Annotated in this window: 15 protein-coding genes; 10 read left to right on the top strand and 5 right to left on the bottom strand. The window is 74.3% G+C overall.

Annotation, left to right across the window (positions count from 1 at the left end; all coding sequences use genetic code 11):
* Window positions 1-109 precede the first annotated feature (109 nt).
* From E5225_RS12265 to E5225_RS12250, 4 genes are all read left to right on the top strand, one after another.
* Window positions 110-2392 carry a beta-xylosidase/alpha-l-arabinosidase gene (locus E5225_RS12265; RefSeq protein WP_481752980.1) on the top strand — a complete coding sequence of 761 codons (2283 nt, stop codon included), beginning with the start codon at window positions 110-112 and terminating at the stop codon, window positions 2390-2392.
* A 215-nt stretch (window positions 2393-2607) separates the two neighbouring features.
* Window positions 2608-4470, top strand: coding sequence for a dihydroxy-acid dehydratase (ilvD, locus tag E5225_RS12260; RefSeq protein ID WP_135971956.1), 1863 nt, complete (start codon window positions 2608-2610; stop codon window positions 4468-4470).
* Between the two features lie 43 nt (window positions 4471-4513).
* Window positions 4514-6232: a dihydroxy-acid dehydratase gene (ilvD, locus tag E5225_RS12255; protein ID WP_135971955.1), complete on the top strand. Its 1719-nt coding sequence runs from the start codon at window positions 4514-4516 to the stop codon at window positions 6230-6232.
* Between the two features lie 96 nt (window positions 6233-6328).
* Entirely contained in the window at window positions 6329-8071 is a 1743-nt protein-coding gene (locus tag E5225_RS12250; RefSeq protein ID WP_135971954.1) for a glycoside hydrolase family 13 protein, read from the top strand.
* Window positions 8072-8093: 22 nt separating this feature from the next.
* Here the strand turns inward: E5225_RS12250 and E5225_RS12245 are convergent, their stop codons facing one another.
* The 5 genes from E5225_RS12245 to E5225_RS12225 form a co-directional block, all read right to left on the bottom strand.
* Window positions 8094-8780 (bottom strand): AMIN-like domain-containing (lipo)protein, encoded by a 687-nt coding sequence (locus tag E5225_RS12245; protein WP_135971953.1) that lies wholly within the window; start codon window positions 8778-8780, stop codon window positions 8094-8096.
* 98 nt (window positions 8781-8878) lie between these two features.
* Entirely contained in the window at window positions 8879-9511 is a 633-nt protein-coding gene (locus E5225_RS12240; RefSeq protein ID WP_135971952.1) for an AMIN-like domain-containing (lipo)protein, read from the bottom strand.
* Between the two features lie 182 nt (window positions 9512-9693).
* The gene (locus tag E5225_RS12235) at window positions 9694-10728 is read right to left on the bottom strand and encodes an NAD(P)/FAD-dependent oxidoreductase (protein ID WP_135971951.1); all 1035 of its coding nucleotides are present in this window, start codon (window positions 10726-10728) and stop codon (window positions 9694-9696) included.
* Window positions 10729-10733: 5 nt separating this feature from the next.
* On the bottom strand, window positions 10734-11258 hold the full coding sequence (locus E5225_RS12230) for an isoprenylcysteine carboxyl methyltransferase family protein (protein WP_135971950.1): 525 nt from the start codon (window positions 11256-11258) through the stop codon (window positions 10734-10736).
* A gap of 40 nt (window positions 11259-11298) precedes the next feature.
* Window positions 11299-12375, bottom strand: coding sequence for a type III polyketide synthase (locus E5225_RS12225; RefSeq protein WP_135971949.1), 1077 nt, complete (start codon window positions 12373-12375; stop codon window positions 11299-11301).
* A 67-nt stretch (window positions 12376-12442) separates the two neighbouring features.
* Here E5225_RS12225 and E5225_RS12220 point away from each other — a divergent pair, with 67 nt between their 5' ends.
* From E5225_RS12220 to E5225_RS12195, 6 genes are all read left to right on the top strand, one after another.
* Window positions 12443-13327 (top strand): UbiA family prenyltransferase, encoded by an 885-nt coding sequence (locus E5225_RS12220; RefSeq protein ID WP_243738034.1) that lies wholly within the window; start codon window positions 12443-12445, stop codon window positions 13325-13327.
* A 306-nt stretch (window positions 13328-13633) separates the two neighbouring features.
* Window positions 13634-15493, top strand: coding sequence for an acetolactate synthase large subunit (locus E5225_RS12215; RefSeq protein WP_135971985.1), 1860 nt, complete (start codon window positions 13634-13636; stop codon window positions 15491-15493).
* Between the two features lie 13 nt (window positions 15494-15506).
* Window positions 15507-16031, top strand: coding sequence for an acetolactate synthase small subunit (gene ilvN, locus E5225_RS12210; protein WP_135971948.1), 525 nt, complete (start codon window positions 15507-15509; stop codon window positions 16029-16031).
* A 63-nt stretch (window positions 16032-16094) separates the two neighbouring features.
* Complete coding sequence (gene ilvC / locus E5225_RS12205; RefSeq protein ID WP_135971947.1) at window positions 16095-17123, top strand: ketol-acid reductoisomerase; 1029 nt, start codon at window positions 16095-16097, stop codon at window positions 17121-17123.
* A gap of 144 nt (window positions 17124-17267) precedes the next feature.
* A complete protein-coding gene (locus E5225_RS12200; protein ID WP_135971946.1) occupies window positions 17268-17792 on the top strand; it encodes an ASCH domain-containing protein in 525 nt (174 codons plus the stop codon).
* Window positions 17793-17879: 87 nt separating this feature from the next.
* Window positions 17880-18938: a 3-isopropylmalate dehydrogenase gene (locus E5225_RS12195; RefSeq protein ID WP_135971945.1), complete on the top strand. Its 1059-nt coding sequence runs from the start codon at window positions 17880-17882 to the stop codon at window positions 18936-18938.
* The last annotated feature ends 74 nt before the right edge of the window (window positions 18939-19012 follow it).

Here is a 19012-nt window from a genome sequence, read left to right as displayed (position 1 = left end):
TGACCCGCCGCGCGCCACCGGCGCGGCGCCGCACGACCCATGGACGGGTGGGTGCACGTGAGCTGCGTGCGCCCACCCGTCCCGTCGCACCATCGAAGGAGTGGGATCCGTGACGGATCTGCAGGTGCCCGCGGTCCCGGCCACGAGCCGGACCGCCGAGAGCCTCCTGGCCGAGATGACCCTGGCGGAGAAGCTCGCCCAGATCGTCGGCTTCTGGGAGAAGGAGGACGGCGAGGCGGTCGCCCCGTTGCAGGGCGAGTTCGAGGCGGAGCGCGGGTACGACGAGATCACGCGGCACGGCCTCGGGCACCTCACCCGGGTCTACGGCACCCGTCCCGTGGACGCCGACGCGCAGGCGCGGCGCCTGTGGGGCCAGCAGCGCCGGCTCGTCACGGGCACGCGCCTGGGCATCCCGGCGATCGTCCACGAGGAGTGCCTCACCGGGCTGTCCGCCTGGAAGGCCGCGACGTTCCCCACGCCGCTCGCGTGGGGCGCGTCGTTCGACCCGGAGCTGGTCGAGGAGATGGCTGCGCTCATCGGCGGCTCCATGCGTGACCTCGGCATCCACCAGGGCCTGTCCCCGGTGCTCGACGTCGTGCGCGACCCCCGCTGGGGGCGCGTCGACGAGTGCATCGGCGAGGACCCGTACCTGGTCGGCACCGTCGGGACGTCGTACGTGCGCGGCCTGCAGTCGGCCGGCGTCCTGGCGACGCTCAAGCACTTCGTCGGCTACTCGGCGTCGCGGTCCGGGCGGAACTTCGCTCCCGTGCACGCGGGTCCGCGCGAGGTGGCGGACGTGCTCCTGCCGCCGTTCGAGATGGCCGTCCTCGACGGCGGCGTGCGCTCGGTCATGCACTCGTACGCCGAGATCGACGGCGTGCCGGTGGCGTCCGACCCGCGCCTGCTCACGGACAAGCTGCGCGGCGAGTGGGGCTTCGACGGCACGGTCGTGGCCGACTACTTCGGCGTCGCGTTCCTGCACCTGCTGCACCACGTGGCGGGCGACCTCGGCGAGGCCGCCGCGCTCGCGCTGACGGCGGGTGTCGACATCGAGCTGCCGACGGGCGACGCGTACCTCGAGCCGCTGGCCGCGGCGGTCGCGGCCGGCACGGTCGACGAGGCCCTGGTCGACCGTGCGGTCCTGCGCGTGCTGCGGCAGAAGGAGGAGCTGGGCCTGCTCGGTGCGACGTTCGAGGACGAGCCGCCGAGCGGCGTCGACCTGGACAGCCCGGAGCACCGTCGCGTCGCCGCGCGCCTGGCCGAGGAGTCGCTCGTCCTGCTGAGCAACGACGGGACGCTGCCGCTCGCGCGGCCGCGTCGGGTCGCCGTCGTCGGCCCCAACGCCGACCGCCCGCACGCCCTCTTCGGCTGCTACTCGTTCCTCAACCACGTGCTGGCCCAGCACCCCGGCGCGGAGGTGGGCCTGGAGGTCCCGACGGTGCGCGAGGCGCTCGTCGAGGAGCTCGCGGACACCGAGGTCGTGGCGGTGCGCGGCTGCGCGGTCGACGACGACGACCGGTCCGGCTTCGACGAGGCGGTCGCCGCGGCGGCGTCGGCGGACGTCGCCGTGCTCGTGATGGGCGACCACGCCGGCCTGTTCGGCCGCGGCACGGTCGGTGAGGGCTGCGACCGGGACGACCTTGACCTGCCGGGCGTGCAGCGCGGGCTCGTCGAGGCCGTGCTCGAGACGGGTACCCCGGTCGTGCTGGTGCTGCTCACGGGCCGGCCCTACGTGCTCGACTGGGCGCTCGAGCGGTGCGCGGCGGTCGTGCAGGCCTTCTTCCCCGGCGAGGAGGGCGGGCGCGCGATCGCGGGCGTCCTGTCCGGCCGCGTGAACCCCTCGGGGCGCCTGCCCGTGAGCCTGCCGCGCTCGTCGGGTGCGCAGCCGTACAGCTACCTGCACCCGGCGCTGGGCGGCGACGGGGACGTGACGAACCTGAGCACCGTGCCGGTGCGGCCCTTCGGGTTCGGCCTGTCGTACACCACGTTCGCGCACAGCGACCTGGTCGTGGACCCGGCGCCCCGCACGGACGGCACGATCACCGCGCGCGTCCGCGTGACGAACACGGGCGAGCGTGCGGGCGCGGACGTCGTGCAGCTGTACGCGCACGACGTCGTCGGGAGCGTGAGCCGCCCGGTGGCGCAGCTGGTCGGGTACCGGCGGGTCGCGCTCGCGGCCGGGGAGTCCGTCGAGGTCGAGCTCGTCGTGCCGACGACCCGGGTGGCGTTCACCGACCGCGAGGGCCGCAAGATCGTCGAACCGGGCGAGCTCGAGCTGTGGGTCGGGGCGTCGTGCGCCGACAAGGAGGCGTCCGCGCGGACGACCCTCACGGGGGACGTGCACGCCGTCACCACGGCCGACCCCCGCTGGACGTCGGTCACCGTCCGCTGACGGCGGCCGGCCGCGCGCGGGCGCTCGTCCACCCGGCCGCGCGCGACGTCCGCCCACCCGTCCGCCCGTCGCGGCGGGTGGGCGGGCGGGCGGGCGGGGCATCGACGCGCGGACCACGGGTCGGACGTACGTTCGACCCGCCGCGACGGCGACGTAGTGTGACGGGGCTCCTGGCGTCAGCCGGGGCCCCGTCCGCATGAAGGAGAAGTCCCGCGATGAGCCGTCCCCTGCGCTCTCGTACCTCGACCCACGGCCGCAACATGGCCGGCGCTCGCGCGCTGTGGCGCGCGACGGGCATGACGAGCGAGGACTTCGGCAAGCCGATCGTCGCGATCGCCAACTCGTACACGCAGTTCGTCCCCGGGCACGTGCACCTCAAGGACATGGGCGACCTGGTCGCGTCGGCCGTGCGCGAGGCGGGTGGCGTGGCGAAGGAGTTCAACACGATCGCCGTGGACGACGGCATCGCGATGGGCCACGCGGGAATGCTCTACTCGCTGCCCAGCCGCGACCTCATCGCGGACTCGGTCGAGTACATGGTCAACGCGCACTGCGCGGACGCCCTCGTGTGCATCTCGAACTGCGACAAGATCACGCCGGGCATGCTCAACGCGGCGCTGCGCCTGAACATCCCGGTGATCTTCGTGTCCGGCGGGCCGATGGAGGCCGGCAAGGCGGTCGTCGCGAACGGCGTCGCGCGCACGCCGCTGAACCTCATCAACGCGATCAACTACTCGGCCGACGACGCGGTGGACGACGCCGCCCTCGCGCAGGTCGAGGAGAACGCGTGCCCCACGTGCGGCTCGTGCTCCGGGATGTTCACCGCCAACTCGATGAACTGCCTCACCGAGGCCCTCGGCCTGTCGCTGCCCGGCAACGGCTCGACGCTCGCCACGCACACCGCCCGCCGCGAGCTGTTCCTCGAGGCCGGCCGCACGGTCGTCGACCTCGCCCGCCGGTACTACGAGGACGAGGACGACACGGCGGCCCCGCGCGGCATCGCGACCAAGGCCGCGTTCGCGAACGCCATGGCGCTCGACGTCGCGATGGGCGGCTCGACCAACACGGTGCTGCACGTGCTCGCCGCGGCGCAGGAGGCCGAGGTCGACTTCACGCTCGCGGACATCGACGCGATCAGCCGCCGCGTGCCCTGCCTGGCGAAGGTCGCGCCGAACCACCCGGACTTCCACATGGAGGACGTGCACCGCGCCGGCGGCATCCCCGCCCTGCTGGGGGAGCTCGACCGCGGGGGCCTGCTCGACCACGACGTCACGTCGGTGCACACGCCCACGCTGCGCGCCTGGCTCGACGACTGGGACGTGCGTGGCGGGCGGGCCACCGACCGCGCGCTCGAGCTGTTCCACGCGGCGCCGGGCGGCGTCCGCACGACGCAGGCGTTCTCGACGTCGAACCGCTGGGAGTCCCTGGACGTCGACGCGGGAGGCGGCTGCATCCGCGACGTCGCGCACGCCTACACCGTCGAGGGCGGGCTCGCGGTCCTGCGCGGCAACCTCGCGCAGGACGGCGCGATCATCAAGACCGCCGGCATCGACCCGGACGTCTTCCACTTCGTCGGCACCGCGCTCGTGTGCGAGTCGCAGGACGAGGCGGTCGACAAGATCCTCCGCAAGGAGGTGCAGCCCGGCCACGTCGTCGTCGTGCGCTACGAGGGCCCTTCGGGCGGCCCCGGCATGCAGGAGATGCTCTACCCGACGTCCTTCATCAAGGGCCGCGGCCTGGGCAAGGTGTGCGCCCTCATCACGGACGGCCGGTTCTCCGGCGGGTCGAGCGGCATCTCCGTGGGCCACGTCAGCCCGGAGGCGGCCGCGGGCGGCACGATCGGCCTGATCGAGGACGGCGACGAGATCGAGATCGACGTCGAGACCCGCCTCATCCGCGTCAACGTCCCCGACGCGGTGCTCGCCGAGCGCCGCGCCAAGATGGAGGCCTCGGAGAACCCGTGGCAGCCGCTGAACCGCGACCGCTACGTCTCCCCGGCCCTCCAGGCGTACGCCGCGATGGCGACCTCCGCCGACCGCGGCGCCGTCCGCGACGTGAACCGACTCCGCCGCTCCTGACGGGCGGCGTGCCGGGGGAGCCGCGGCTGCCTAGTCTCGGCACATGACGGACGTGCAGCAGGACACCGCCCCCGGCGTCGACATCAAGCCCCGCTCCCGGCAGGTCACCGACGGCCTGGAGGCGACCGCCGCGCGCGGCATGCTGCGCGCCGTCGGCATGGGGGACGAGGACTTCGCGAAGCCGCAGGTGGGCGTCGCGAGCTCGTGGAACGAGATCACGCCCTGCAACCTCTCGCTCGACCGGCTCGCGAAGGCCGTCAAGGACGGCGTGCACGCGGGCGGCGGGTTCCCGCTGGAGTTCGGCACCATCTCGGTCTCCGACGGCATCTCCATGGGCCACGAGGGCATGCACTACTCGCTCGTGAGCCGCGACATCATCGCCGACTCCGTCGAGACGGTGATGATGGCCGAGCGGCTCGACGGGTCCGTGCTGCTCGCCGGGTGCGACAAGTCGCTCCCCGGCATGCTGATGGCCGCGGCCCGGCTCGACCTCGCGAGCGTCTTCCTCTACGCGGGCTCGATCATGCCCGGCTGGGTGAAGCTCTCGGACGGCACCGAGAAGGACGTGACGATCATCGACGCGTTCGAGGCCGTCGGCGCGTGCGCGCGCGGGCTCATGAGCCGTGAGGACGTCGACCGCATCGAGCGCGCGATCTGCCCGGGCGAGGGTGCGTGCGGCGGCATGTACACGGCCAACACCATGGCGTCGGTGGCCGAGGCGATGGGCATGTCGCTGCCCGGCTCGGCCGCGCCGCCGTCGGCGGACCGGCGCCGCGACCAGTTCGCGCGCCGGTCGGGGGAGGCGGTCGTCGAGCTGCTGCGCCGCGGCATCACCGCGCGGCAGATCATGACGAAGGAGGCGTTCGAGAACGCGATCGCGGTCGTCATGGCGTTCGGCGGCTCGACCAACGCCGTGCTGCACCTGCTGGCGATCGCGCACGAGGCCGAGGTCGACCTCACGCTGGCGGACTTCTCGCGCGTGGCCGAGCGCGTCCCCCACCTCGGCGACCTCAAGCCGTTCGGCCGGTACGTGATGAACGACGTCGACCGCATCGGCGGCGTCCCGGTCGTGATGAAGGCGCTGCTCGACGCGGGCCTGCTGCACGGCGACTGCCTCACCGTCACCGGCCGCACGGTCGCGGAGAACCTCGCCGACATCGCGCCGCCCGACCCGGACGGCAAGATCCTGCGGGCGCTGGACGACCCGATCCACCGCACGGGCGGCATCACGATCCTCGGCGGCTCGCTTGCGCCCGACGGCGCCGTGGTGAAGTCCGCGGGCTTCGACTCCGACGTCTTCGAGGGCACCGCGCGCGTGTTCGAGCGCGAGCGTGCGGCCCTCGACGCGCTCGAGGACGGCACCATCCAGGCCGGCGACGTCGTCGTCATCCGCTACGAGGGCCCGAAGGGCGGCCCGGGTATGCGCGAGATGCTGGCCATCACCGGCGCCATCAAGGGCGCGGCGCTCGGCAAGGACGTCCTGCTCATCACCGACGGCCGGTTCTCCGGCGGCACGACGGGCCTGTGCGTCGGGCACATCGCGCCCGAGGCCGTCGACGCCGGGCCGATCGCCTTCGTCCGCGACGGCGACCGGATCCGCCTCGACGTCGCGCACGTCACGCTCGACCTGCTCGTCGACGAGGCGGAGCTCGCCACCCGGCGTGCGGGGTGGGCGCCGCTCGCGCCCCGGTACACGCGCGGCGTGCTCGGCAAGTACCAGAAGCTCGTGCAGTCGGCGTCGAAGGGCGCGGTGCTCGGCTGAGCCGCGGCGGGCGGGACCCCGCCGGGGACGGCGTGCGCCTGCGCGCGTCGGGTGCGAGGGTCGGAGTACCGCTCCCCGCACGCCGAGAGGAACCACGTGACCTTCACACGTGAGGACGCACCGTGGTGGACCACCGCGGTCGTCTACCAGATCTACCCCCGCTCCTTCCAGGACTCCGACGGTGACGGCGTCGGCGACCTGCGCGGGGTGCTGCAGCGCGTCGACCACCTCGCCGAGCTCGGCGTCGACGTCGTCTGGTTCTCGCCGCTGTACCGCAGCCCGCAGGACGACAACGGCTACGACATCAGCGACTACCAGGACGTCGACCCGCTGTTCGGCACCCTCGAGGACCTGGACGAGGTCGTCGACGCGCTGCACGCGCGCGGCATCAAGGTCGTGATGGACCTCGTCGTCAACCACACGAGCGACGAGCACCCGTGGTTCGTCGAGTCGCGCTCGTCCGTCGACAACCCGAAGCGGGACTGGTACTGGTGGCGCCCGCCCCGGCACGGCATGGCGGCCGGCGAGCCGGGCGCGGAGCCCACCAACTGGGGCTCCTTCTTCTCCGGGTCGGTGTGGGAGCTCGACGACGCCACGGGCGAGTACTACCTGCACCTGTTCAGCCGCAAGCAGCCCGACCTCAACTGGGAGAACCCGGAGGTGCGCGAGGCGGTCTACGCGATGATGCGCTGGTGGCTCGACCGGGGGGTCGACGGGTTCCGCATGGACGTCATCAACCTCATCTCGAAGGTCGTCGGCCCCGACGGCGCCCTCCACGACGGTCCGGTCACGCACGGCGTCCTCGGCGACGCCGGGCCCGGCACCAACAACGGCCCGCGCCTGCACGAGTTCCTGCAGGAGATGCACCGCGAGGTCTTCGCCGGCCGGCGCGAGTCGCTGCTGCTCGTGGGGGAGACGCCCGGCGCGACGGTCGAGGACGCGGTCCTCTTCACGGACCCACACCGTGCGGAGCTCGACATGGTCTTCACGTTCGAGCACGTCGGCCTGGACCACGGACCGGGCGGCAAGTACGACCCCGTCCCGCTCGACCTGCGCGACCTGAAGGCGACGATGCACCGCTGGCAGGCCGGTCTCCAGGACGTCGGCTGGAACTCGCTCTACTGGGACAACCACGACCAGCCGCGGGCGGTGTCGCGCTTCGGGGACGACGGCGAGTACCGGCGGGAGTCCGCGACGATGCTCGCCACGGTGCTGCACCTGCACCGCGGCACGCCGTACGTCTACCAGGGCGAGGAGCTCGGGATGACGAACGCGCACTTCACGTCGTTCGACCGGTACCGCGACATCGAGGCGCTGCGGTACGTGGAGCACGCCCGCGCGCTCGGCCGCACGAGCGACGACCAGCTCCTCGCCGGCCTCGCGGCGATGAGCCGCGACAACGCCCGCACCCCCGTGCAGTGGGACGCCACGCGGCACGCCGGCTTCACCACCGGTGAGCCGTGGATCGCGGTGAACCCGAACCACCGCACGGTCAACGCCGAGGCCGAGCGTGCGGACCCCAGCTCGGTGTTCCACCACCACCGCCGGCTGATCGCGCTGCGGCACGCCGAGCCCGTCGTCGCGCTCGGCGACTTCCGGATGCTGCTGCCCGACCACCCCCACGTGTACGCGTTCACCCGCACCCTCGACGACGTGCAGCTGCTCGTGCTCGGCAGCTTCTCGGGCGAGGAGCAGACGGTCGAGGTCCCGGCCGGGTGGGACGACGACGCCGAGCGCGTGCTCGGCAACTACGCCGACCCGGCCGCGGTCACCGCGGGGGTCGTCACGCTGCGGCCGTGGGAGGCCCTCGTGCTGCGGCGGCGCGGCCCGGCGTCCTGACGCAGCGGCCGCCGCAGGCTTCTCACCCCTCGTCGAGCAGGTCCACCACCAGGCGGTGACCCTCGGGCCAGAAGAACGCGCGGACCGGCACGGGTGCGGTCGCGCCGACGTACCCGACGGCGACGTCGTCGAGGGCGACGGGGGCGAGCACGGAGCGCACGGACCCGGCCTCGACCGCCTCGTCCCGGGTCGCGTCGATGCCGGACAGCGGGACGGACCCGATGGCGACGCGGAGCACGGCGTCGCCCTCGATCGGCAGGTCGCGACCGGTCGCCTCGTCGAGGGCCCGGTCGACCCAGGTCACCTCGTACGACGCGGCACCGGGCCCGTTGAGCACGTACTCGACCCGCGTGAACCCGTCGAACGGAGTGACGACGATGTCGTCGACGCTCACCCACTCCGTCGCCGTGGCCTGGAGGACCATGACGTCCTCCTGGAAGGGCGGCACACCGACCGGCTCCGCGCCGGGTGCCGGGGCGGGTGCGGGCACGGACGTGGGGGTCGCGGAGGGGTCCGGCTGCGACGTGCCGGACAGCGCCGCGGAGGGCGGCGCGGACTCCTGCGGCGCGGCCGCGCTCGTGCTGGTGCACGCGCCGAGCGTGAGGACGACGGCGGCCGCACCGGCCGCGGCGAGCGTGCGCCGGGCGCCGTGGCGGCGTCCCGGTGCGGGGACGCGGACGGCGGTGGGGAGGACGGGTCGCGTGGTCATGGGAGGACCGTAGCGGAGATGGGAGCGATTCCACGAGAGCGCTCCCACGTTTCCCTCGCACGGACGAACCGGGCACCCGGGCGTACGTGCCGCGGTCGTCAGGCGTCGTCCGCCACGTCCACGACCACCCGCACCGGGTCCTGCAGCAGCAGCACGCGGACCGGTCGGGGTCCGTCGTCGACGCCGATGAAGGACTGCGTCATCCCCTCGAACGTCAGCGGCCGGGTCACCTGCTCCACGTCGCCGTCGTCCGGGTGCAGGTCCTGCGCGAACTCGTCGTGCCCGCTGTCGTGCGGGTACGCGGTGCCGGTGATCCACACCTGCAGGATCCCGTCACCCTCGACCGGTACCACCTCGCCGGACGGGTCGTCGACGGCCTGGTCCACCCAGCCCACGCGCCAGCCCGGCAGACCCTCGCCGGCCAGCTCGTAGACCACGCGGTCGTAGTCGTCGTGCTCGCCCGTGCGCACGGCGACGACGGTGAGCCGGCCGTCCACCGGCTCGGCGGTGAGCTCGGTGCCGGGCGGCGTGAAGTCCCCGAGACCCGCGGTCGGCTCGGGGGTCCCCGTCGCCGTCGGCCGGGGCGCGGTGGGGGACGCGGTGGCGGACTCGCCCGGCGACGGCGTCGCGGTGGCGGTCGGTGTCGGCGTGGCCGACGGCGTCGTCGTGCCCGCGCCGCCGTCGCCGCACGCTGCGGTCGCGAGGACCACCAGACCGACGACCGCCGTCACCGTCGTCCTGCCTGCCGCCGCGCCTGTCGTCCACCCTGCCGTCGTGCCCGCCGTCCCACCTGCCGTCGTGCGCACGGTCCACCGCCCTCGCCGTCGTGTCGGGTCTCCGGCCCACCGTACGGGGGAGCGCCCTCCCGGCGCCGGACCGCTGTGCGCGCGTCGCCGGGTACGTCCCGGGCGCCTCACCGGGCGAGACGCTCCACCACGGCCCCGAAGAGCGCGGGGGACCGGCGCGCCACGGGCACGAGCGCCGGCCGCATCGGCGAGGTCGCCCACGCCACCAACGCGGACGTGATCAGCCGGTAGTCGCGGGACGCGGCCCGCCAGGCGCGCTCGTAGGCCGCCGGGTCGTCGAGCGTCGCGACCGCGGCGCGCGCCTGCGCGAAGCCGACCCGCAACCCCTCGCCGGTCAGCGCGTCGACGTAGCCGGACGCGTCGCCGACCAGTCGCACCGGACCGACGGCGCGGCGCGTGCTGCGCTGGCGCAGCGGTCCCGCGCCGCGGACGGGCCCCGCGGGCAGCGCGCCGTGCAGGCGCCCGGCCAGCTCGGGGAACCCGTCGAGGGCCGCGTCCAGGCCCGCCCCGCGTCGGCCCAGGACGGCGACGCCGACGAGGTCCGGCGCGACCGGGGTGACGTACGCCTCGGCGTCGCGGGACCAGTGCACCTCCACGAGGTCCGTCCACGGCGCGAGGCGGTAGTGCCGCCGCAGGCCGTACCGCCGGCGGTCGACGCGGTCGCGGCCGGCCGGCACCGGGCGCTCCACCCCGAGCAGGCGCCGGACGGTCGAGTGCAGGCCGTCGCACGCCAGCAGGTACCGCGCGGAGATGCCGGCCACGACGACGCCGTCGGGCGTGACGCGGACGCCGGTCGCGCGCCCGGCCACCGTGGTCGCCCCCAGCGCCGCCGCCCGCTCGCGCAGCGCGTCGTGCAGCGTGGTGCGCCGCACGCCACGGCCTGCGGGGCCGCGGAAGCGGTGGTCCACGTGCCCGGCGGGTGAGCGGTAGCTGATGCCTGCGAGGGTGTGGCCCACCGGGTCGAGGTCCCACTCCTGCAGGAGACGCAGCGCGCCGGGCATGAGGCCCTCGCCGCACGCCTTGTCGACCGTCCCGGCCCGGGGCTCGAGGACGACCACCTCCAGGCCGCGGCGGCGCGCCTCGACGGCGGCGGCGAGCCCGACGGGCCCGCCGCCCACGACGAGGACGTCCGTGTCCGGCACGCGTCCTACGCCGGGACGGTCGCCGCCCGCAGGGCCCGCTCCTCGGCCGGGATGCGGTACCGCAGCAGCAGGACGGCGTTGAGCACCGTGAACGCGAGCGCGGTCACCCACGCGTTGTGCACGAGGGGCAGGGCGACGCCCTCGACCACGACCGCCACGTAGTTGGGGTGCGGGATCCAGCGGTACGGGCCGCGGTCCACCAGCGGGAGCCCCGGCACGACGATGACGCGCGTGTTCCAGCGCGGCCCGAGCGTCGCGATGCACCACCAGCGCAGCGCCTGGCTCGCGACGACGAGCACGAGCGCGGTCCAGCCGAGCCACGCCACGAAGGCCCGGGGCGCGACCAGCACCTCGACGACGCACGCGACGAGCAGGCCGGTGTGGAGCAGGACCATGGGCGGGAAGTGGCCGCGGCCGCTCTCGACGCCTCCGCGGGCGAACGACCACCGCGCGTTGCGGGACGAGACGACGAGCTCCACGAGACGCTCCACGCCCGTGAGGACGACGACGACGACGAAGAGTGTGAGCACGGGGTCAGCCTGCCGTGGACCACCGCGGGAGCACCAGGGGTCAGCCCGCCGCAGACCAGCGCAGGAGCACCATCTCGACGCTCACGCCGGGCCCGAACGCGAGCAGCAGACCGGGCGAGCCGGGGGGCGGACCGGCCTGCAGCGTGCGGTCGAGCACGTCGAGCACCGAGGCGGACGACAGGTTCCCGACCGCCGCCAGCGAGGCGCGGCTCGCGGCGAGGGCGTCGTCGGGCAGCCCGAGCGTCTGCTCCACCGCGTCGAGGATCTTGGGCCCGCCGGCGTGCACGACCCACCGCGTCACGTCACCGGGCTTCAGCCCGTGCGCCGCGAGCAGTCCCTCGACGTCGCCGGCGAGCTCGGCGTGGACCACGGCGGGGAGGTTGGCGGACAGCACGATGCGGAAGCCCGACGCCCCGATGCGCCAGCCGAGGTCCGCGCCCGTGCCCGGGTACAGGCGGCTGCCGCTCGCCACCACCTCGGGGCCGGCCGCGGTCGCGGCGGCCGGGTGGTCGCGGCCGACGAGCACGGCTGCGCCTGCTCCGTCGCCGAACAGGCCGTTCGCGACGAGGTCGGCCGGCTCGGTGCCGCCGTGCTGCAGCGTCAGCGAGCACAGCTCGAGGCACACGAGCAGCGCGACGTCGTGCGGGTGGCCGGTGAGGTAGTCGTGCACGCGGGCCAGGCCCGCGGCCCCGCCCGCGCAGCCGAGCCCGAACGAGGGCAGCCGCTTGACGTCGGTGCGCAGCCCGAGCAGGGGCACGAGCGCCGCGTCGACCGACGGCGCGCCGATCCCCGTGACCGAGGTGAACAGGACGAAGTCGACCGCCTCGGGGGCGATGCCGGCCCGGGTCAGGGCGTCGCGCGCGGCGCGCGCCGCGAGCTCGGTGCCGACCGTCAGGTACAGGTCGTTCGCGTCGGTGAAGTCGCGCAGGCCCGCGTACTCCTCGGGCGCCAGGGCCAGGTGCCGGGTGCGCACGCCGCTGTTGCGGTGCAGGCGCCGCAGGAGCCGCGCCGTGCCCGCGTCGGCCCCCGCGACGAGCGGGACGACCACGTCGGAGATCGCCTCCTGGGCGTGCGGGGGGCCCGGCAGAGCCGGTGCGACGGCCAGCACGCGCGACATCTCGGCATCGTGTCACGCACTCCCTCGCCCGGCGCGGGGGGCCGCATCAGCCGCTACGGTCGCAGCTGTGCCCGACGCCCCCGCACCCGCAGACGGCTCGCGCGTGCGCCGCGGGGCGGTCCGGACGGTCGCCGCGCTCGCGGGCGCCTGCCACCCCGGCCCCACGGTCGTCGTCACGACGCTGTGCACGGCACTCGCCGCCGGCGTGGGTGCCCCGGCGGGGCGGGTCGTGCTGGTGCTGGTGACGGTCCTGGCCGGGCAGCTGTCGATCGGCTGGTCGAACGACTGGCTCGACGCCGCGCGCGACCGGGCCGTCGGGCGCACGGACAAGCCCGTGGTCGCCGGGGCGGTGGCACCGGGGACGCTGCGGACCGCGGCCGTCGTGGCGGCCGCCACCTCCGTCCTGGTCTCCCTGCCGACGGGGGCCGCGGCCGCCGGCGCGCACCTGGGGGCGGTGGCGATGGGGTGGGCCTACAACGTGCGCCTCAAGTCGACCGTGGCGTCGTGGGTCCCGTACGCGGTCGCGTTCGCCCTGCTGCCCGCCTTCGTCGTGCTGGCCCTGCCGGGCGACGAGCGGCCCGCCGGCTGGCTGCTGGGGGTCGGCGCGCTGCTCGGGGTGGGCGCCCACCTGGCCAACGTCATGCCGGACCTCGAGGACGACGCCGCGACCGGCGTCCGGGGCCTGCCGCACCGCCTCGGGCGCCGGCGGACGGGCGTCCTGGCGCCGGCCGTCCTCGCCGGCGCGGTCGTGGTGGCGGTGCTCGGGCCGCCGGGGCGACCGGGGGCCGTGCCCGCGGCCGCCGGGGCGCTCGCCGTGGTCATCGCCGTGACCGCGGGCGCGGCCGGGCTGCGGCGTGAGCGCAGCCGCCTGCCGTTCACGCTCGCCATGGTGGTCGCGGTGCTGTGCGTGGTCGTGCTCGTGGCGGCCGGAGGGCGCGGCGCCGCCGTCTGAGCACCGAGGCGCCGGCGTGTCCACGGGGTGGTCCGTGAACCATCATGTGAGATCGCGAGAGGGCGAGGTGACACGCCCCCGTTGCGGGCGTAGTCTCACGGCCGTGCAGACGATCCTCGTAGTACTTCCTGAGCGCGCCGGCTGAGGCCGACACCGCCAGGTCTCGTCCGCGCGCTCGCCCCTCGTCCATCCCGGTGCCTCGGGTCGAGGGGCTTTTTCGTGCCCGGCGCGCCTGAGCGCCGGGCACCGCACCGGATGTGCGCCCGCCGCACGCCCGACAGCACCGAGCAGCACCAGGAGACGACGATGGTCCAGGGCCCCCACCCCGCACCGCCGCGCACGCCGGTCCGCCCCGTCCGGCCCGCCGGCGAGCCGGCCGCACGTCCGGCGGACGCCGAGGCGCGCCGCATCGGCCCCGAGAAGGTCACGGGCGCCCAGTCGATCGTCCGGTCCCTGGAGGAGGTCGGCGTCGACGTCGTCTTCGGGATCCCCGGCGGCGCGATCCTGCCCACGTACGACCCGCTGATGGACTCCACGCGCGTGCGGCACATCCTGGTGCGGCACGAGCAGGGCGGCGGCCACGCGGCGGCCGGCTACGCGTACTCGTCGGGCAAGGTCGGCGTCACGATGGCGACCTCCGGCCCGGGGGCGACCAACCTCGTCACGGCGCTCGCGGACGCGAACATGGACTCGGTGCCGATGGTGGCCATCACGGGCCAGGTCGGGGCCGCGCTCATCGGCACGGACGCGTTCCAGGAGGCCGACATCGTCGGCATCACGCTGCCCGTCACCAAGCACAACTACCTCGTCACCGACCCGGACGACATCCCGCGGACGATCGCCGAGGCGTTCCACATCGCCTCGTCCGGGCGTCCCGGCCCCGTGCTCGTCGACATCGCGAAGTCGGCCATGCAGTCCGAGACGACCTTCAGCTGGCCGCAGGAGGTGCAGCTGCCGGGCTACCACCCGGTCACCAAGCCGCACGCGAAGCAGGTGCGCGAGGCCGCGCGCCTGCTCGCGACCGCGCGCCGCCCGGTCCTGTACGTCGGCGGCGGCGTGATCCGCGCCCGCGCGGCCGACCTGCTGCGCAGGCTCACGGACCTGTCCGGCGCACCCGCGGTGACGACCCTGATGGCGCGCGGTGCGCTGCCCGACAGCCACCCGCAGCACCTGGGCATGCCCGGCATGCACGGCACGGTGGCCGCGGTCGCGGCGCTGCAGCGGGCCGACCTCGTCGTCGCGCTCGGCGCCCGCTTCGACGACCGCGTCACGGGCAAGCTGTCGAGCTTCGCGCCCAACGCGACGGTCGTGCACGCCGACATCGACCCCGCCGAGATCGGCAAGAACAAGCGGGCCGACGTGCCGATCGTCGGTGACCTGCGCGAGGTCCTCGCCGACCTGCTGCCCGAGCTGGAGCGCGAGCACGCGCAGCAGGGCCGGCCGGACCTCGAGGCGTGGTGGCGCCAGCTCGACGCGTGGCGCGAGACGTTCCCGCTCGGGTACGACGAGCCGACCGACGGGCACCTCGCACCGCAGCACGTGATCAGCCGCATCGGCGAGCTCACCGGACCCGAGGCGATCTACGCGTCCGGCGTCGGGCAGCACCAGATGTGGGCGGCGCAGTTCATCCGCTACGAGCGGCCGAACTCGTGGGTCAACTCCGGCGGCCTCGGCACGATGGGCTTCGCCGTGCCCGCGGCCATGGGCGCGAAGGTCGGCGACCCGGACCGCACGGTCTGGGCCATCGACGGCGACGGCTGCTTCCAGATGACCAACCAGGAGCTCGCGACCTGCACGATCAACGAGATCCCGATCAAGGTCGCGGTCATCAACAACAGCTCGCTCGGCATGGTCCGGCAGTGGCAGACCCTCTTCTACGAGTCGCGCTACTCCAACACCGACCTCCACACCGGGCACGGGACCGTGCGGGTGCCGGACTTCGTCAAGCTCGCCGACGCGTACGGGGCCGTGGGCCTGCGCTGCGAGACGACGGCCGACGTGGACGCCACGATCAAGCGGGCGCTGGAGATCGACGACCGCCCGGTGGTCGTCGACTTCACCGTCTCGCGCGACTCGATGGTGTGGCCGATGGTCGCCGCGGGCGTGAGCAACGACGACATCCAGTACGCCCGTGGCATCAGCCCGGCGTGGGACCGCGAGGACTGAGAGGAACGCAGCGATGACCCGCCACACCCTGTCCGTCCTCGTCGAGAACAAGCCCGGCGTGCTCACGCGCGTCGCCGGCCTGTTCGCCCGGCGCTCGTTCAACATCCACTCCCTCGCGGTCGGCCCGACCGAGCACGAGGAGATCAGCCGCATCACGGTCGTCGTGGACGTCGACGCCCTCCCGCTCGAGCAGGTGACGAAGCAGCTGAACAAGCTCATCAACGTCATCAAGATCGTCGAGCTCGAGGACGCCGCGTCCGTCCAGCGCGAGCTGCTGCTCGTCAAGGTCAAGGCCGACTCGACGCAGCGCACCGGCGTGCTCGAGGTCGTCCAGCTCTTCCGCGCGCACGTCGTCGACGTCGTGCCGGACACCGTCGTCGTCGAGGCGACCGGTGGCCCCGGAAAGCTCGACGCGCTGCTCGCGGCCCTGGAGCCCTTCGGCATCCGTGAGATCGTGCAGTCCGGCACCGTGGCCATCGGCCGCGGACCGCGGTCCATCACCGACCGCGCGCTCGAGCGCGTGTCCCGGTCCGCGTGACCGCCGCGCCCGCACCCGTCCCGACTTCGTCCCCCTTCGCAACGCACACCGAGGAGATCCACCGTGGCTGAGCTGTTCTACGACGACGACGCCGACCTGTCGGTCATCCAGTCCAAGAAGGTCGCCGTCATCGGCTACGGCAGCCAGGGGCACGCGCACTCCCTCAACCTGCGCGACTCCGGCGTCGACGTCACCGTCGGCCTGCGCGAGGGCTCGCCGTCGCGCGAGAAGGCGGAGAACGAGGGCCTCGCGGTCGCCACGGTGGCCGACGCCGTCCGTGACGCCGACGTCGTCGTGATCCTCGCGCCCGACCAGGTGCAGCGCCTCGTCTACCGCGACGAGATCGAGCCGAACCTCAAGGACGGCGCGGCGCTCGTGTTCGGCCACGGCTTCAACATCCGTTACGGCTACATCAAGCCCTCGGCGGAGCACGACGTGCTCATGGTGGCCCCCAAGGGCCCCGGCCACCTCGTCCGCCGCGAGTACGTGGACGGGCGCGGCGTGCCGGTCATCGTCGCGGTCGAGCAGGACGCGTCGGGCCACGCGTGGGAGCTCGCGCTGTCGTACGCGAAGGCGATCGGCGGCCTGCGCGCGGCCGGCATCAAGACCACGTTCACCGAGGAGACGGAGACGGACCTCTTCGGCGAGCAGGCCGTGCTGTGCGGCGGCGTGTCGCAGCTCGTCCAGTACGGCTTCGAGACGCTGACCGAGGCGGGCTACCAGCCCGAGGTCGCGTACTTCGAGGTGCTGCACGAGCTCAAGCTGATCGTCGACCTCATCTTCGAGGGCGGCATCACCAAGCAGCGCTGGTCGGTCTCGGACACGGCCGAGTACGGCGACTACGTCTCCGGCCCGCGGGTCATCACGCCCCAGGTGAAGGAGAACATGCAGGCCGTCCTCGCGGACATCCAGAACGGTGCCTTCGCGCAGCGCTTCATCGCCGACCAGGACGCCGGCGCCCCGGAGTTCCAGGCCCTGCGCGAGAAGGGGCAGAACCACCCGATCGAGCCGGTCGGCCGCGAGCTGCGCCAGCTGTTCGCGTGGGTGAAGCCGTCCGACTCGGACTACCGCGAGGGCAGCGCCGCGCGCTGACGCCCTCCCTCCACGGCCGCGGGCCGTCGCGCCTCGTGCGCGGCGGCCCGCGTCGTCGTCCCGGCAGGTCACGGCCCCGCAGCGGTCGCCGGGTCGGCACCTCGACGGCAGGATGGGCCGCGACCCCGAGCCGAGGAGAAGCCGATGGACGAGCCGCGGACGACCGCGCAGGACCGTGCCGACGTGCAGGACGACGACGGGCTGCTGGCCTTCTGGCAGGCGGCGCAGGGCCACCTCGGCCTCGGCAGGCTCGGCATGGTCACCGGTGACACGTCGGACGACGTCGTGACGCCGCCGGCGTGGTCGTTCGGCGTCACGGAGGCCGAGGCGGACGCGGAGGTCGAGGCGGTGCTCGCGGGGCGCAAGACGGCGACGTCGGGCCCCCGGTCGGCGTTCGAGGACCTGCCGGGCGTGGGCGACGTCGGCATCGTGCTGGACGGCGCCCGGCGGCCCCGTGCCCTGGTGCGGGTGACGGACGTGCAGGTGGTCGCGGCGGCCGACGTGACGGCGGCGCACGCGGCGGCCGAGCTCGGGTCGCCGGCGGACGACGTGGTGGAGCGGTGGCGGGCCCTGAACGCGGGCGTCGACGGTGCCGTGCTCGGGGACGTGGTGCTCGAGCGGTTCGAGGTCGTGTACCCGACGGACGGGCCCGCGCCGGCCGTCGACTGAGCGGCGCGGCGCCGCCGCTGGGCGGTCAGGTGTCCACGTCGTGGAAAGCGGCGGTCCGACTGGCAGGACGGTCGTAGGGTGACGAGCATGTCGGACAGCACGCGCACCCTGGACCTCGCCGTCGTCGCCGGGGACGGCATCGGCACCGAGGTCGTCGAGCAGGGTCTGCTCGTGCTCGAGGCGGCGCTCGACGCCGACGGCCCCACGCTGACGACGACGGACTACGACCTCGGCGCGCGCCGCTGGCACGCGACGGGGGAGACCCTCACCGACGCGGACCTCGCGGCCGTCCGCCGCCACGACGCGATCCTGCTGGGCGCCATCGGCGACCCGGGCGTCCCGTCGGGCGTGCTCGAGCGCGGCCTGCTGCTCAAGCTGCGCTTCGCGCTCGACCACTACGTGAACCTGCGCCCGGGGCGGCTGTACCCGGGTGTGCGCTCGCCGCTCGCCGAGCCGGGCGAGGTCGACTTCGTCGTGGTCCGGGAGGGCACCGAGGGGCCGTACGTGGGCAACGGCGGCGCCATCCGCGCCGGCACGCCGCACGAGGTCGCCAACGAGGTCAGCGTCAACACGGCGTTCGGCGTCGAGCGCGTCGTGCGCGACGCCTTCGCCCGCGCCGCGGCCCGCCCGCGCAAGAAGCTCACGCTCGTGCACAAGCACAACGTCCTGGTGCACGCGGGTCACCTGTGGCGCCGCACGGTCGAGGCCGTGAACGCGGACTTCCCCGACGTGACGGTGGACTACCTGCACGTCGACGCCGCGACGATCTTCCTCGTGACGAACCCGTCGCGCTTCGACGTGATCGTCACCGACAACCTGTTCGGCGACATCCTGACGGACCTGGCCGCCGCGATCACCGGGGGCATCGGCCTGGCCGCCTCCGCGAACATCAACCCCGACCGCACGGCGCCGAGCATGTTCGAGCCCGTGCACGGCTCGGCACCGGACATCGCGGGCCAGGGCAAGGCGGACCCGACGGCGACCGTGCTGTCGGTCGCGCTCCTGCTCGACCACGTCGGGCAGAGCGCCGCCGCCCGGCGCGTCGAGGCGGCCGTGGCGGCCGACCTGGCCGAGCGCGGCTCAGCCGAGCGAGTACGGTCGACGGCCGAGGTGGGCAAGGACATCGCCGCCCGCGTCGCCGGCTGACGACCCCTCGCGTCGAGGCGTCCCGGCACGGCGCGCGCGCCGGCCGCGAGTCCTGTCCCGCAGGCACCCGGCGT

It is taken from the genome of Cellulomonas shaoxiangyii, assembly GCF_004798685.1.
Lineage (GTDB): Bacteria > Actinomycetota > Actinomycetes > Actinomycetales > Cellulomonadaceae > Cellulomonas > Cellulomonas shaoxiangyii.
This window is presented reverse-complemented; position numbering and strand designations above follow the sequence as displayed.

Excerpts from the sequence above, each read along its gene's own strand:
- ilvN (WP_135971948.1), top strand. The coding sequence starts at position 15,507 with ATGACCCGCCACACCCTGTCCGTCCTCGTCGAGAACAAGCCCGGCGTG.
- E5225_RS12245 (WP_135971953.1), bottom strand. The coding sequence starts at position 8,780 with ATGACCACGCGACCCGTCCTCCCCACCGCCGTCCGCGTCCCCGCACCG.
- E5225_RS12225 (WP_135971949.1), bottom strand. The coding sequence starts at position 12,375 with ATGTCGCGCGTGCTGGCCGTCGCACCGGCTCTGCCGGGCCCCCCGCAC.
- E5225_RS12195 (WP_135971945.1), top strand. The coding sequence starts at position 17,880 with ATGTCGGACAGCACGCGCACCCTGGACCTCGCCGTCGTCGCCGGGGAC.
- E5225_RS12215 (WP_135971985.1), top strand. The coding sequence starts at position 13,634 with ATGGTCCAGGGCCCCCACCCCGCACCGCCGCGCACGCCGGTCCGCCCC.
- E5225_RS12200 (WP_135971946.1), top strand. The coding sequence starts at position 17,268 with ATGGACGAGCCGCGGACGACCGCGCAGGACCGTGCCGACGTGCAGGAC.
- ilvD (WP_135971955.1), top strand. The coding sequence starts at position 4,514 with ATGACGGACGTGCAGCAGGACACCGCCCCCGGCGTCGACATCAAGCCC.
- ilvD (WP_135971956.1), top strand. The coding sequence starts at position 2,608 with ATGAGCCGTCCCCTGCGCTCTCGTACCTCGACCCACGGCCGCAACATG.